This window comes from Roseibium litorale (assembly GCF_014842915.1).
In the GTDB taxonomy this organism is placed as follows: domain Bacteria; phylum Pseudomonadota; class Alphaproteobacteria; order Rhizobiales; family Stappiaceae; genus Roseibium; species Roseibium litorale.
The window spans coordinates 202692-217633 of sequence record NZ_JACYXI010000004.1 but is presented as its reverse complement, the minus strand read 5'-3'; the positions used below and the strand labels follow the sequence as shown (position 1 = coordinate 217633).

Below are 14942 nucleotides of genomic sequence, written 5' to 3'. Positions count from 1 at the left end.
TGATTTGATGTCAGGTCAGAGCATGGATGCCATGGTCAAACCTCTCATCCTCCCAGTGTCATCACCGGTCCGACCCCGGACACCCTGCACAGACAGGTCTCGAAACCCTACGCCGGATAATCGCGGTGGCCGAAAATGGCAGAGCCGACGCGGACGTGGGTTGCGCCGAAACCGATGGCGGTCTCGTAATCTGATGACATGCCCATCGACAGGCCGTCTAGGCCGTTCCGAGCGGCAATCTTCTGCAGAAGTGCAAAATGGGGTCCGGGCGCGTCCTCGACCGGGGGAATGCACATCAGGCCTGTAATGGTCAGGCCGATCTCATCCCGGCACAGTTTGATGAAGGCATCGGCCTCGCGTGGAGGGATACCGGCCTTCTGCGGCTCTTCACCCGTGTTGACCTGGATGAAACAGGGCAGGTTCCGGTCCTGGCGCACCATCTCGTCCTTCAGCGCCCGGGCGATCTTTTCCCGGTCCACCGTGTGAATGACATCGAAAGTGGCGACCGCTTCCTTGGCCTTGTTCGACTGCAGCGGACCGATCAGATGCAGCTCGATACCGTCAAAGTCCTCGCGCAAACCTGGCCATTTGGACATGGCTTCCTGAACCCGGTTTTCACCGAAGACCCGCTGACCGGCCTCCAGAACGGGCCGGATATCCTCCGCCGGAAAGGTCTTGGAAACGGCAACAAGGGTCACACTGCCCTGGGCACGGCCATGTTCGGCAGCCGCTGCTTGAAGCTCGGATCGAACCTTTTGCAGATTTTCAATGGACGCTGCCGTCATTTCGTTCCCCTATCGAACCCTGAATGATCGCCTTGAAGCTTGTCCCTGATAAGGGGCAGGGGCCGCAAAAGGCAAGGCCTGCACCGGGCATGCCGGAAAAGCGGTCATTTTAGCGCCATTCATGTTGACCCGGTGGGGGATTTCTGGTGACAGTCCGCCAAACACTCCCTGAGATGCGCCGCCTCCGGCGCACAATGAAACGGCAAGATTGATGGCAACGGAACGGTACAACGCCCGCGAAGTCGAAGCGCGCTGGCAAAAGGTCTGGAATGACAAGGACGTGTTCGTCACGCAGAACGACGATCCGCGCGAGAAATATTACGTCCTCGAGATGTTCCCCTATCCGTCCGGCCGCATCCACATGGGTCACGTGCGCAACTATGCGATGGGCGACGTGGTTGCCCGCTACAAGCGCGCACGCGGTTTCAACGTCCTGCACCCGATGGGCTGGGACGCCTTCGGCATGCCGGCGGAAAACGCAGCGATGCAGAACAAGGTTCATCCCAAGGACTGGACCTATGAAAACATCGCCTTCATGCGCGGCCAGCTCAAGATCATGGGCCTGTCGCTGGACTGGAGCCGGGAATTCGCAACCTGCGACGTTGAATATTACACCCAGCAGCAGCGCCTGTTCCTGAAGTTCCTGGAAGCCGGTCTCGTCTACCGCAAGAACGCCAAGGTCAACTGGGACCCGGTCGACATGACCGTTCTGGCGAACGAGCAGGTGATCGACGGCCGCGGCTGGCGCTCCGGCGCTCTGGTCGAACAGCGCGAGCTGACCCAGTGGTTCTTCAAGATCACCGACTATTCCGAGGATCTTCTGGAAGCGATCGACACGCTAGACCGCTGGCCGGAAAAGGTCCGCCTGATGCAGAAGAACTGGATCGGTAAGTCGGAAGGCCTGCGCGTCCGCTTCGAATTCACAGCCCCGGCTCCGACCGGCGACAAGACGCTCGAGATTTTCACCACCCGTCCGGACACCCTGTTCGGCGCCTCCTTCATGGGCCTGTCCCCGGACCATCCGGTCAGCGCGAAGCTGGCGGAGACCAATCCGGAACTGCAGGCTTTCATAGAGGAATGCCGCCGCATCGGCACGTCCGCGGAAGCCATCGAGACCGCCGAGAAGAAGGGCTTCGACACGGGCCTGCGCGTCCAGCATCCGCTGGATGCTTCCATCGAGCTGCCGGTCTATGTCGCCAACTTCATCCTGATGGACTATGGCACGGGCGCGATCTTCGCCTGCCCGGCCCACGATCAGCGCGACCTGGACTTTGCCCGCAAATACGGCCTACCGGTGCGCCCGGTGGTGCTGCCGAAGGATGCCGATCCGGCAAGCTTCGAGATTGGCAACGAGGCCTTCACCGACGACGGCACGATCTTCAACTCCGCCTTCCTGGACGGCCTGTCCATCGCGGATGCCAAGGAAACCGTCGCCAGGAAGCTGGAAGCCATCACCATTGACGGCGCTCCTCAGGCTGCCCGCCAGGTCAATTACCGCCTGCGCGACTGGGGCATTTCCCGTCAGCGCTACTGGGGCTGCCCGATCCCGGTCATCCATTGTGATGACTGCGGCGTGGTTCCGGAAAAGGATGAGAACCTGCCGGTCAAGCTGCCGGACGACATCAACTTTGACAAGCCGGGCAATCCGCTGGACCGCCATGAAACCTGGCGCAACACGACCTGTCCGAAGTGCGGAAAAGCTGCCCGGCGCGAAACCGACACCATGGACACCTTCGTGGACAGTTCCTGGTATTTCGCCCGTTTCACCGAGCCGCGCTGCGGCCAGCCGACCAATCCGGAAGCGGCCAATGCCTGGCTGCCGGTGGATCAGTATATCGGCGGCATTGAGCATGCGATCCTGCACCTGCTCTATTCCCGCTTCTTCACCCGGGCCATGCAGAAGGTTTCCGCGCTGGACCTGAAGGAGCCGTTCAAGGGCCTGTTCACCCAGGGCATGGTGACCCACGAGACCTACCGGATCGGGGAAGGGGCCAACGGCCGCTGGGTCGCTCCGACCGAAATCCGCATCGAGGAAGTGGACGGCACCCGCCGGGCCAGCCTGATCAAGACCGGCGAGCCGGTCACGATCGGCTCCATCGAGAAGATGTCCAAGTCGAAGAAGAACACCGTCGACCCGACCGATATCATCGAGACCTATGGTGCGGATACCGCACGCTGGTTCGTGCTGTCGGATTCTCCGCCCGAGCGCGACGTGATCTGGACGGAAGAAGGCGTGCAGGGCTCCTGGCGCTTCGTGCAGCGCGTCTGGCGCCTGATCGGTGACATCAGCGAGAAGACCGGCGTGCGCCGGGACGCTCCTGAGTTTTCCGGCAAGGCTCTGGATCTGCGCCGGGCAAGCCACAAGACCCTTGCAGCTGTTTCCCGTGACATCGACGGCCTTGGCTTCAACCGCGCCGTCGCCCGTCTCTATGAATATGTGAACACCATCGGCAAGGCCGTAAACGAAGGTCTGGAAGCCGCAGATATGGCCTGGGCCGTGCGCGAAGCGGCCGACTTCCTGGCGCAGATGATGGCCCCCATGATGCCGCACCTTGCCGAGGAATGCTGGACGGTTCTGGGTCATACCGGCCTGGTTTCCCAGACCGGATGGCCGGACGTTGACGAAAGCCTGCTGGTGGAAGACACCATCACGCTGCCCGTTCAGATCAACGGCAAGAAGCGCGGCGAGATCACTGTTGCAAACGATGCTTCCAAAGAGGCCATCGAAGCAGCTACGCTGGAGGCGGATTTCGTCATACGGGTGCTGGAAGGCAAGCCGCCGCGCAAAATCATCGTGGTGCCGCAGAGGATCGTGAATGTCGTTGCTTGATGTGAAGAACCGCAGTTTCCGGGGTTTTTTCTCCCTTGCCTGCGCCACCGTGCTTCTGGCGAGCCTTTCGGCCTGCCAGGTTCGCCCGCTCTATGGCTCTCTCAGTGAGGGGCCGGGCAGTGTCAGCTCAACGGTTCAGGCCGAACTTGCGGCCATCGACATCGATCCGATCCGCCAGACCCAGAACCTGGATGATGCGTCGCGCACGCTCTACAATGAGTTGCTGTTCAATTTCGAGCGCGGTGCAGGCCATCCGGAGAAGAAGTACCGTCTGAAAGTGGTGATGAGCATCAACACCGCCGAAGTCGGCGTGATCGAGCTTGCGGACGTTCCGACCTCCTACACCCTGACCATGAACACCACCTTCGTTCTGTCGGATGTGGTGGATGGAAAGACCGTGATGACCGGCCGCTCCTTCGCGACCGCCTCTTACGACTTCTCCAGCCAGCGCTACGCAAACATCCGCGCCAAACGCGACGCGGCCGACCGCGCCGCAAAGGTGGTCGCGGATGACATCCAGATGCGGATCGCCGGCTTCTTCGCCAGCCACAGGTAAGGGACGCGGGCATGACCGCACTCAAGGCTGGGGACATTGACCGGTTCATTGCCAAGCCGCCTGAAGGCGGAGCGGCTATTCTGATCTACGGCCCAGACACGGGTCTGGTGTCGGAACGTGCCGGTCTGCTGGTTGCCAAGGCTTCCGAGGGCGACGACGATCCGTTCAACCTCGCAAAGATCGACGCGGGCGAAATCGTTTCGGACCCAAGCCGGCTGGTTGACGAGGTTCTGACGATCCCGCTCTTTGGCGGCCGGCGGATCATCTGGATCAAGGATGCGGGCGGCAAGAACATGGCGCCTGCGGCAGCCGCTTTGCTGAAGCTGGATGACTGTCCCGCCCTTGTGGTGATCGAGGCAGGTGACCTGAAGAAGGGTACCGGCCTGCGCAAGCAGTTCGAGGACAGCCGCAAGGCTTATGCGATCCCCTGTTATGCGGACACCGAACGCGACATCGACCAGCTGATCGAGCAGGAAACCCGGGAAGCGGGCCTGACCATCACCAAGGAAGCCAAGGCTGCCCTGCACAGTCTACTCGGCGCGGACCGGATGGCCAGCCGCGGGGAACTGCGCAAGCTCTGCCTCTATGCGCTCAACAAGGGCAGGATCGACAGCGACGACGTGGAAGCCATCATCGGCGATGCCTCAGCGTTTGAAATGTCCGAACTCATCGATGCGTCCGCCATGGGAGATCTGACAACCCTGGACCACGGTCTGGAGCGCCTGGATGCCCAGGGATCCAATTCCTCGGTGATCGCCGGACAGGCGCTCAAGCACTTCCAATGGCTGCATCGCATGCGCGCTGACATCGATCAGGGAAAGCAGCCTCAGCAGGTGGTGGACACCCAGCGCCCGCCGGTGTTCTTCAAGCGCAAGGCAGCCATCACGCGGCAGATTCTGATCTGGAACGTGCCGGATCTGGAAAAAGCCATGGAACGGCTGGCGGAGGCGATGAAAACCGCGCGCCTCAACGACCGGATCGGCCCTGCCGTACTGTCCGAAACCCTCCTCACGCTTGCCCGCGTCGCCAGAGCCCGGGGAAACTCCAGGCGCTGACGAATGCCGGCCGGTCAATACTTTCCGGCCAAGCCATAACCTGCTATTTGACGAATCCGGCTTCACGAGAGCGTGTTGTGTTCATTTGCATTCACACAACACGCTCTCGCTTTTGCTTTGACGCATGTCTTTCTCCCAAAACCGGTGTCCACTTTTGGGAGACATGCTCTGAAGGGAACACCTCATGCCGGATCTCTCCACACTTCTCGTCTTCACCACAGCCTGCCTGGTTCTGACTGCCACGCCCGGGCCCGACATGCTTCTGATTGCCTCCAGAAGTGTCAGCCAGGGGCGCGCATCGGGCTTTCTGACCTATGCCGGGATTGCTGCGGGCAGCTTCTGCCATGCCTTCGCAGCGTCTCTGGGCTTGTCCCAGCTATTTCTGCTGGTGCCGGCCGCCTATGAGGCCGTCCGCTGGGCGGGCTGTGCCTATCTTCTTTATCTTGCCTGGAAAACGCTGCGCTCCGAAGCAGGTGTTTTTGCACCTGCCGGCAACTTGAAGCGAATGTCCTATCGCCGGATTTTCATGGAAGGGCTTCTGACGAACCTTCTAAACCCGAAGATGGCGCTGTTCATGCTGGCCCTTTTCCCGCAGTTCCTGAAACCGGAGGCAGGCTCGATTGCCTTGCAGACACTGATCCTGGCAGCAATCCTGAACGCCACCGGACTGCTGGTGAACGGGACGGTAGTCCTGCTGAGCCACGAGATCCGCAACCGTCTGGGCGGGCTGAACCGCCTCAAGAAGCTGCCGCAATATCTGCTGGCATCGGTGTTTGCCGGACTGGCCCTGCGCGTGGCAACGGCAAGCCGGAGCTGAGACCGCTTAGCCGTCCAGACGGAAGCGCAGAAGCAGCGTACGCTGCAACAGAGACCGGTTGTTATCGGAGAGAAGGGTCAGGATCGTCTGGCCCTTTTCATTCACGTGAACGGCAAGACCTTCCATGTTGTCGATCTGATAGCCGTAGTCCGCCTCCAGCAGCACTTCTCCCGTGACACGGGCACCGGGAACCAGATCCGCGGCAGCAAAGCGCCGGATGCGCATTCCGACCAGATCCCGGAGATTGAAGCGCCGCTCCAGCAGCAGAAAGTCCCCGTCCGGCAGAAACGCTCCGTCGGTCGCATCAAAACGGTCTGAGCGGGCGACGGTGAACCGCTCCCACTTGCCATCGCGCAGCAGAAATCCCGGCAGGTCATCCGCATCGCCCGGGCCCCGCTCGCCCACAACCACCAGCGTACCGGCAAGCGGCGTGCCCGCAGGGGCCATGGCCATCGTTTCCATGCCCTTGGAACTGCGAAGCTCCGAAATTGCAGGGGAAACCTTGATCTCGCCGGTCACCGGTTCCTTGCCGGTCGTCAGGGGCCAGGGAAAGCGGTAGATCCGGTTGACACCCTCGGCAGACACGAGAAGGGACGCGCCATCCAGGGTCATCGCTTCCGTATCGCTGCCGTAATGACCGTTGAAGGGTTTGCCGGATGCCTGGATCAGCGGCGTGTAGCGCGTGTTGCTGAGACCCAACGGACGCCCGTCAGCGTCCTGCTCGACTGTTGCGGCAAACCAGAGGCCATTGTCGGTCACAGCGAGGAACTCTGACCCGCCCTTGAGACTGATCAGGCTCGACAAGCCGCCGACGTTCCGGTCGGCGGAAATCAGCTCCATGCCGCCGAGGTAGGTCAGCTTTCCGAACTGATCATTGTCCCGGCCAACCTGAAACGACTTGACCGGCTCCGTCTTCACCGTCACCGGCGCGGCAGCCGTCAGGATATCCTGTGCCGAAGCCCCGGAGAACGGGGAGAGCGGGAAAAGCAGGACCGAAAAGGCCGCAGCCTTGAGCCGCAAACCCATGGCCGCTCGTCTCATCGGCCTCCCCCACCGGCGCGGCGGCGCTTCCGGCCCCGGCCTTTCGCCGGCGCAACCTCGTCGTCGAACAGATCCGCAAGCTGATCGGTCATGGCACCGGCCAGTTCTTCTGCATCGACGATGGTCACCGCGCGCTTGTAGTAGCGGGTCACGTCGTGACCGATACCGATAGCGATCAATTCCACCGGAGACCGGTTTTCGATCTCCTCGATCACATGGCGCAGGTGCCGCTCCAGATAGTTCCCCGGATTGACCGACAGCGTGCAGTCATCAACCGGAGCACCATCCGAGATCATCATCAGGATCCGGCGCTGCTCCGGACGGCCCAGAAGACGCTCGTGAGCCCAGGTCAGCGCCTCGCCGTCGATATTCTCCTTGAGCAGCCCTTCACGCATCATCAAACCGAGGTTGCGGCGGGCACGGCGCCAGGGCGCATCGGCGGATTTGTAGATGATGTGGCGCAGGTCGTTCAGGCGGCCCGGCGACGCAGGCTTGTTGGCGGCGAGCCAGGCCTCACGGGACTGGCCGCCCTTCCAGGCCTTGGTGGTGAAGCCGAGAATTTCCACCTTCACGCCGCAGCGCTCCAGCGTCCGGGCCAGAATGTCGGCACAAGTCGCTGCCACTGTGATCGGACGGCCACGCATGGAGCCGGAATTGTCGATCAACAGCGTCACTACTGTGTCGCGGAAATTCGTGTCGCGTTCCTGCTTGAAAGCCAGCGGTGACATCGGATCGGTAACGGCACGGGTCAGCCGCGCCGTGTCCAGCAGGCCTTCCTCAAGATCGAAATCCCAGGAGCGGTTCTGCTTGGCCATCAGCTTGCGCTGCAGCCGGTTGGCAAGCCGGGCAACCGCGCCCTGAAGATTGGTCAGCTGCTTGTCGAGGAACCCGCGCAAACGGTCCAACTCGGCAATATCGCAAAGATCCTCGGCTGTGACGGTCTCATCGAACTGGGTCGTGAAGGCCTTGTAGTCGGATACGGGCGGGCGGTTCGAGAACGGATGGTCCTCGCGCATGCTTTCGCCAGCGTCCTCCGCCTGGTCGGTCATGTCCTGCTCGGACATCTCTTCCATGTCTGAATCGGCGCCTTCGGTCTCGCCCGCGTCCTGCTCCTCGCCGGACATTTCCATGTCCTGAGGCTCGGACTGCTCCTGACCGGCATCTTCTTCGCCCTCGGCGCCGGTTTCACTTTCGTCGTTGTTGCCGTCGTCCTGGCTCTGCTCCGGGTCTTCGGTCTCGTCCCGATCACCGATCTCGTCCGCCATATCCAGCGCCTTCAGAAGGTCGTGGATCTGGGCTGCGAAATCCGTCTGGTTCTCAACACGCGGGACCATCCGGTCAAGAGCCTCACCGGCCTTGTCCTCGATCCAGCTGCGCCACATGTCGACCAGCTTCGCAGCGCTTTCGGGCGGTGGCGCGCCCGTCAGGCGCTCGCGCACCATGAGTGCAATGGCATCATGAAGCGGCGCGTCTTCGCGGCTTGTAATGTCCGGCGCATTTGCCTTGCGGTACCGGTCGTCCAGCATCGCTGTGAGGTTTCCCGCAACACCATCCATCCGGAGCGCGCCCAGCGCTTCGCACCGCGCCTGTTCAACCGCGTCATAGATCGCGCGGGCCTCAGGTGCGGACGGCTGCTTGCGGGCATGGGTCTTGGCATCATGGCAGGCAAGCTTGAGAGCGATCGAGTCGCCCAGTCCGCGCGTGATCGCAACGTCCCGCTCGGTCAGCTTGCGGGACGCATCGGGCAGGCGCACGGTGCTGCCAGACAGGCCAGGCCGGTCGCCCGTGAACAGGATTTCCAGATCCGCCTCGCCGGACATGGCGCGGATCGTGCCGGAAACGGCCTGCTTGAAGGGTTCAGACCGGGCTTGGGCCGATTGGTTTGGCCTGCTGTTGGAAAGCGTCATAGGTCTTTTCTCATCCAGATTCGGTCATAACCCGCAAGGAAGTCATCGAGCCGCCCGAACTCCCGATATCCGAGCTTTTCATAAAAACCGGCTGCCTGAAAACCGAAAGTGTCCAGGTAGACATGCTTCAGGCCCAGGCGCAGCGCCTGCTCCTCTAGCTGCCTCAGAAGCTCCGTTCCGAAGCCCTGGCCGCGGTAGGCGTCGTCGACCCAGAGCAGGTCGATGAAAACCCAGTTGACGGACGCGCTCGCGCATAGCCCGCCGGCAATACGGTCCCCGTCGCAAACCGACAGGGTGATTGGCCGGACATCCCGGTCTGCCGGCAGATACCCGTTGTTGAAGGCGATCAGACCAGAGCGGACCGCCTCCTTGACCAGTTCGTGCCGGCTGTCTACCCGGACCTCAGCCATCAGAGCATCAGGCCATCACGATGTTGGCCGAAGACTCCGGCAATTCCTCACCAAAGCAGCGCTGATAGAACTCGGCAACGAGCGCCTGCTCCATATCATCACACTTGTTGAGGAAGGTCAGGCGGAACGAGAACCCGACATCGCCGAAGATCAGGGCGTTTTCAGCCCAGGTGATCACGGTACGCGGGCTCATCACCGTGGACAGGTCGCCGTTGATGAAGGCCTTGCGGGTCATGTCGGCGAGGCGGACCATCTTGGAGACGATCGTCCGGCCTTCCGCCTTCTGGAAGTGCTTGGCCTTGGACAGGACGATGTCCACTTCATTGTCATGCGGCAGGTAATTCAGGGTCGAGACGATCGACCAGCGGTCCATCTGAGCCTGGTTGATCTGCTGTGTGCCGTGATAGAGGCCCGAGGTATCACCAAGACCGACCGTGTTGGCTGTCGCGAACAGGCGGAACGCCGGGTGAGGACGGATCACGCGCGACTGGTCGAGCAGGGTCAGACGGCCTGAGGATTCCAGGATACGCTGGATCACGAACATCACGTCCGGACGGCCTGCGTCATATTCATCGAACACAAGCGCCACATTGTGCTGATAGGCCCAAGGCAGAATGCCATCCCGGAATTCGGTGACCTGCTTGCCGTCCTTCAGGACGATGGCATCCTTGCCCACCAGATCGATACGGGAAATATGGCTGTCGAGATTGACGCGGATACAGGGCCAGTTGAGGCGCGAGGCGACCTGCTCGATATGGGTCGACTTGCCGGTCCCGTGGTAGCCGGTGACCATGACGCGCCGGTTATGCGCAAAACCGGCAAGAATGGCGAGGGTGGTCGCACGGTCGAACAGATAGTCCGGATCGGCTTCAGGCACATGCTCGGAAGCGGTCGAAAACGCGGGAACCTTGAGATCAGTCTTGAAGCCGAAAACCTCTTCAACGGAAATCTCGATATCCGGCATGCTTCCAGCCGTGTTCGTCATCTCAGTCATTTTTCCTCCGCTGCCGCGGCAGTGCCGCGCGGGATGTTGGGGAAGGAGCCCGCAGGGGGAATGCGGACCGGACCGGTCCATCCCCGGGCGGGCACCCGGCGGGATCAGATCGGTCGATTGAAGGATGTTAGCGGATCTTGTCCGGCAGGACACAGAAACCCTAACAGAAACCGGCTTTCTTCAGGACATTATAGGCCTGAATGATTTCCCGCAGACGATCCTCGCAAGAGCGGTCACCGCCATTGGCATCCGGGTGGTTCAGTTTGACTAGTTCTTTGTAGCGCGCCTTGATTTCAGCCCCTCGGGCCGTTTCCCCTAGATTGAGCACATCCAGGGAACGTTTTTCAAGGGCTAGAAGCTTGCGTTGACGCGATCTTTGAGTCGCATCCGCACGGCGGCTTGCATTGGCGCGCATGTTCTCGCGCGGGTCGAAGCCATCCGGCCCGTCCGCCGCCTGACGGTTGACGCCCATTTTCCACGTGGGCCGGTGCCCGGTGAGGGAATCCCGCTGATAAGCGTGAACGTCATCGTCGGGCATACCGGCGAAATAATTGTAGGACTTGTTGTATTCCCGCACGTGATCAATGCAGAAGTGAAAATACTGACCTTCACGGTCGCGGCCCTTCGGCGCCTTGTGGGGCGCAGGACGCTGACAGCCCGGATGCTCGCAGGACGGATACAGATCCTCCTGCACCCGCTCCTTGTCGGGCTTCACACGTATCCGGTCAAAGATTTTGGAATCCAGTTTCATGACGCCGATTATGGGTAGAGGGACGAAGCCGGACAAGCTTCTAACAGAACCAAACTGTGGGATTGGGCTTTCTAGACGCCGATTGCGACAATTTCCAGCCCAGCCGTTCCCGCTGGACACAAACCAAAACAGATAGCCCGTGCTTGACGATGGGCCGCGGAAGAGATCAAAACAGATCCATGAGCATTAAAGACCAGATCCTGTCCAAGCTGACCGCTGCGCTCTCGCCAGCCGAACTGGATGTCATCGATGAATCCGATCGCCACAAAGGCCATGGCGGCTGGCGGGAAGGCGGCGAAACCCACTTCCGGGTGCGTGTTGTCTCCAGCACTTTCACCGGAATGTCCCGCGTGAACCGCCACCGCACGATCAACGATCTCCTCTCCGAGGAAATTGCCGGCGGTGTTCATGCGCTCGCCATCGAGGCCCGCTCTCCGGAAGAGCCGGATCCCCGTGCGGCCAGGGTTTCCGGCACCGCTTAAAACGGCTGAAAAGCAGTAAGCTAGCTGCGCACGGCTCCAGCTGCCGCGGTTCCTTGCGCAGCCGGTACCAAAGCCGGAGCCTGCTGCATCTTGAGCTGGCTCAGCGGCATGATCCTTAGGCGGGTGATCCGGTTCTTTTCCCGCCGCAGGACCGTGAAACGGAAGCCGTGGAACGTGAAGATCTGGCGTTCTTCAGGAATCATCCGTGCTTCGTGGATCACCAGACCGGCAATCGTCGTGGCTTCATCGTCCGGCAGGGTCCAGTCGGTCGCCCGGTTCAGGTCGCGGATCGGCACAGACCCGTCGACAATCACAGACCCATCTGCCTGCGGACGCACGCCCTCCAGCTCGACGTCATGCTCATCGGCGATCTCGCCAACGATCTCTTCCAGAATGTCCTCAAGGGTGACAAGACCCATCACTTCACCGTACTCATCCACCACCAGCGCGAAATGCGCCTTGTGCTTCAGGAAGGCATTGAGCTGATCCTGAAGGCTCGTGGTGTCCGGCACGAACCAGGGCTGGGAAATGATCTGGGTGATCTCCAGCTTCTCGCTGTCACCACCTGCGGCATAGAGCGCGCGCAGCAGATCCTTCGAGTGCAGGACACCGACGAAATTGTCGCTTTCCCCGCGCCACAGGGGCAGGCGGGTATAGGGCGAGGCCAGCGCGGCCTCCACCAGCTTCGGCAGATCCTCATCCGCGTTCAGCGCCACCATGTTGGTCCGGTGAACCATAACGTCCGACACTTCCAGCTCGGCAAGGTCCAGCAGACCGCCGATACGGTCGCGCTCGGCCTTCACCAGCCCGCCTTCCTTATGCTGCAGATCCACAGTGCCGCGCAGCTCTTCATGAGCGGACAGAGCCGATGCATCATCATCCACATTGACCCCAACCATCCGCAGGAGCACGCGTACGATAGCCTCAACGGTCACAACGACAGGACCGAAGACCGCAACAACAATCCGCACGATCGGGGCAACGGCCAGGGCAAAGCGCTCCGGCGCATAGATGGCCCAGGTCTTGGGCAGCACTTCCGCGAAAATCAGCACCAGGAAGGTCATGACCAGCGTCGCAATGGCAACGCCAGCATCGCCGAAGAGATGCAGGAACACGCTGGTCGCCAGAGACGAGGCAAGAATATTGACCAGATTGTTGCCGAGGAGCAGGGCCCCGATCAGCCGCTCACGAGCTGCAATCAGTCTGGAGACGAGGGCAGCCCTGCGGTCACCGTTCTTTTCCATCTGATGCATGCGGGCGCGCGAGGCTGCCGTCAGCGACGTCTCCGACCCGGAGAAAAAGCCGGACAGGATCAGCAGAATGAGGATTGCCCCGATGGCGAGCCAGAGGGTTGCTTCACTCATGAGGACAATTTCTCCACCAGGAATTCGTGAACCAGAGCCGGATCAACGCCCTTTTCGACAAAAGCGGACCCAATGCCCCGGGTCAGAATGAAGGTCAGATTGCCACGGGAGACTTTCTTGTCCTGAGCGATGATATCCATGAGGGTACCGGCAGGAGGCAGCTGTCCGGGGATCTGCGACATGCGGATCGGTAGTCCGGCATCCGTCAAATGTTTTTCGACCCTTTCGACCACTGCGGTATCGATCAGCCCCAGGCGCTCGGAGAATTCATGGGCCAGCATCATGCCGATGGAGACGCCTTCGCCGTGAACCAGACGCGCCGTCTCGTACTCGACGGCGGATTCCAGAGCATGGCCGAATGTATGGCCGAGATTGAGAAGTGCCCGGCGCCCGGACTCCCGCTCATCGGCGGCCACCACATCGGCCTTGGCCTGACAGGAACGCGCGACGGCTTCATCCCGCTCAGGTCCACCGGCAAACACAGCCTTCCAGTTCGCTTCGAGCCAGGCAAAGAACGGTTCATCGCCGAGAAGCCCGTACTTGGCCACTTCCGCATAGCCGGCCCGGAAGTCGCGAAGCGGCAGCGTGTCCAAGATCCCGGTGTCGGCCAGAACCAGAACCGGCTGATGGAACGCGCCAATCAGATTCTTGCCATGACGGGAGTTGATGCCTGTCTTGCCACCGACAGAACTGTCCACTTGCGACAGAAGCGTGGTTGGGATCTGGATGAAATCCATTCCGCGGCGGACCGAAGCAGCAACAAAACCGGAGAGGTCGCCAACGACACCGCCGCCCAGCGCCACAATCGCATCATTACGTTCCAATCGCGCACCCAGCACTTCATCGCATAGGCGTTCGAACTCAGAGAACCGCTTTGAAGACTCCCCCGCAGGCACCGTCATGACGGCATGGTCGATGCCAGATTCGGCCAGGCTTGCCTGCAGTGTCTTCAGATGCAGTTTCTCGACCGTCTCGTCGGTGATCACCGCCAGCCTTGCGCCTGGACGCACTGCGGCAATCCGTTCGCCCGCCGTTTCCAGAAGGCCGCGACCGATCTCGATGTCATAGCTGCGGTCCCCCAGATCGACAGACACAGTCTGGATCGGGGACAAATCGGAGCCTGCTTGGGAAATCGTATCGGTCATAGCCTGCCTTCAAATACCGGATGTCCCGGCAACGGAAACCGTGCCGGATGCGAGCCTTGATATAAGTGCTCTGATGATTTCTTCCATGACCACCTCGTGAGGAACATCACGGGAATAGACGGTCAGGTCTGCCTGAGCGTAAACGGGATCGCGGGTGGCCAGAAGCGCGCGCATTGTACCCTCCGGATCCGGATTTTGCAGAAGGGGACGGTTTGCCCGCTTACGGACCCTTGCCATCACCGTATCCAGATCAGCCTTCAGCCAAACGGAGACACCATTCTCACGGATCGCCTCACGGGTCGTTTTGCTCATGAAGGCGCCTCCCCCCGTTGCCAGGATCTGCGGCCCCTGCTGAAGCAGACGGGCAATCACCCGTTCCTCGCCACTGCGGAAATAGGCCTCGCCGTGACTGGCGAAGATTTCCGAGATGGTCATGTTGGCGGCCTTCTCGATCTCCGTATCGGCATCGACAAAGGACAATCCCAGCCGCTGCGCGAGCCGCCGGCCAACGGTTGATTTGCCTGATCCCATGATACCGACGAGAACAATGGACCGCTTGCCGAGAGCCGTAAGCAGCTCTGCGGTTCCGGCCCCGGCCGTTTCCGGAGTTTGGCCGTCCAGGCCAAGGGAAAGGTCACTTTGATGTGTCATGGCGGCTTTTTAGCATATTCGCCCAAAAAGAAAGCTGGCTGACCGAAAGAAACCAGCCACGATCACAAGTCAATCCTGCCGTAGCGGTTCCTGATGCCTTGCACCTGGGCAAGCAGCGCGGAACACTGGGGCTGTGTGATTCGCCAGGTGGAGA

The 14942-nt window shown here is 61.0% G+C and carries 14 protein-coding genes; 5 read left to right on the top strand and 9 right to left on the bottom strand.

Annotated elements, in window-relative coordinates; all coding sequences use genetic code 11:
- Window positions 1-107: 107 nt before the first annotated feature.
- Window positions 108-785, bottom strand: a complete 678-nt coding sequence (locus tag IG616_RS08780; protein WP_192147771.1) for a YggS family pyridoxal phosphate-dependent enzyme — start codon at window positions 783-785, stop codon at window positions 108-110.
- A gap of 211 nt (window positions 786-996) precedes the next feature.
- Here IG616_RS08780 and leuS point away from each other — a divergent pair, with 211 nt between their 5' ends.
- The 4 genes from leuS to IG616_RS08760 all read left to right on the top strand — a co-directional run bounded on the left by leuS (window position 997) and on the right by IG616_RS08760 (window position 6043).
- Window positions 997-3615, top strand: a complete 2619-nt coding sequence (leuS, locus tag IG616_RS08775; RefSeq protein WP_192147770.1) for a leucine--tRNA ligase — start codon at window positions 997-999, stop codon at window positions 3613-3615.
- Complete coding sequence (gene lptE / locus IG616_RS08770; RefSeq protein WP_192147769.1) at window positions 3602-4171, top strand: LPS assembly lipoprotein LptE; 570 nt, start codon at window positions 3602-3604, stop codon at window positions 4169-4171. The genes leuS and lptE overlap by 14 nt, the downstream gene beginning before the upstream one ends.
- Before the next feature lie 11 nt (window positions 4172-4182).
- Window positions 4183-5226: a DNA polymerase III subunit delta gene (gene holA / locus IG616_RS08765; protein ID WP_192147768.1), complete on the top strand. Its 1044-nt coding sequence runs from the start codon at window positions 4183-4185 to the stop codon at window positions 5224-5226.
- Between the two features lie 184 nt (window positions 5227-5410).
- On the top strand, window positions 5411-6043 hold the full coding sequence (locus tag IG616_RS08760; protein ID WP_192147767.1) for a LysE family translocator: 633 nt from the start codon (window positions 5411-5413) through the stop codon (window positions 6041-6043).
- Between the two features lie 6 nt (window positions 6044-6049).
- Here the strand turns inward: IG616_RS08760 and IG616_RS08755 are convergent, their stop codons facing one another.
- From IG616_RS08755 to IG616_RS08735, 5 genes are all read right to left on the bottom strand, one after another.
- Window positions 6050-7069: an esterase-like activity of phytase family protein gene (locus tag IG616_RS08755; protein ID WP_209007382.1), complete on the bottom strand. Its 1020-nt coding sequence runs from the start codon at window positions 7067-7069 to the stop codon at window positions 6050-6052.
- Window positions 7070-7080: 11 nt separating this feature from the next.
- Window positions 7081-8991, bottom strand: a complete 1911-nt coding sequence (cobT, locus tag IG616_RS08750; RefSeq protein ID WP_192147765.1) for a cobaltochelatase subunit CobT — start codon at window positions 8989-8991, stop codon at window positions 7081-7083.
- Window positions 8988-9401 carry a GNAT family N-acetyltransferase gene (locus IG616_RS08745; RefSeq protein ID WP_192147764.1) on the bottom strand — a complete coding sequence of 138 codons (414 nt, stop codon included), beginning with the start codon at window positions 9399-9401 and terminating at the stop codon, window positions 8988-8990. The genes cobT and IG616_RS08745 overlap by 4 nt, the downstream gene beginning before the upstream one ends.
- Window positions 9402-9408: 7 nt before the next feature.
- Window positions 9409-10395, bottom strand: coding sequence for a cobaltochelatase subunit CobS (cobS, locus tag IG616_RS08740; protein WP_073014596.1), 987 nt, complete (start codon window positions 10393-10395; stop codon window positions 9409-9411).
- A 160-nt stretch (window positions 10396-10555) separates the two neighbouring features.
- Window positions 10556-11146: a DnaJ domain-containing protein gene (locus IG616_RS08735; protein ID WP_192147763.1), complete on the bottom strand. Its 591-nt coding sequence runs from the start codon at window positions 11144-11146 to the stop codon at window positions 10556-10558.
- Between the two features lie 179 nt (window positions 11147-11325).
- Here IG616_RS08735 and IG616_RS08730 point away from each other — a divergent pair, with 179 nt between their 5' ends.
- Entirely contained in the window at window positions 11326-11628 is a 303-nt protein-coding gene (locus IG616_RS08730; RefSeq protein ID WP_192147762.1) for a BolA family protein, read from the top strand.
- A 20-nt stretch (window positions 11629-11648) separates the two neighbouring features.
- Here IG616_RS08730 and IG616_RS08725 read toward each other — a convergent pair whose 3' ends face one another.
- From IG616_RS08725 to IG616_RS08715, 3 genes are read right to left on the bottom strand one after another with little or no spacing between them, the layout of a single operon-like run.
- Complete coding sequence (locus IG616_RS08725) at window positions 11649-12992, bottom strand: HlyC/CorC family transporter (RefSeq protein ID WP_192147761.1); 1344 nt, start codon at window positions 12990-12992, stop codon at window positions 11649-11651.
- Complete coding sequence (gene aroB, locus IG616_RS08720; protein WP_192147760.1) at window positions 12989-14137, bottom strand: 3-dehydroquinate synthase; 1149 nt, start codon at window positions 14135-14137, stop codon at window positions 12989-12991. Before aroB ends, IG616_RS08725 begins: the two co-directional genes overlap by 4 nt.
- A 9-nt stretch (window positions 14138-14146) precedes the next feature.
- Window positions 14147-14788 (bottom strand): shikimate kinase, encoded by a 642-nt coding sequence (locus IG616_RS08715; protein ID WP_192147759.1) that lies wholly within the window; start codon window positions 14786-14788, stop codon window positions 14147-14149.
- Between the last annotated feature and the right edge of the window lie 154 nt (window positions 14789-14942).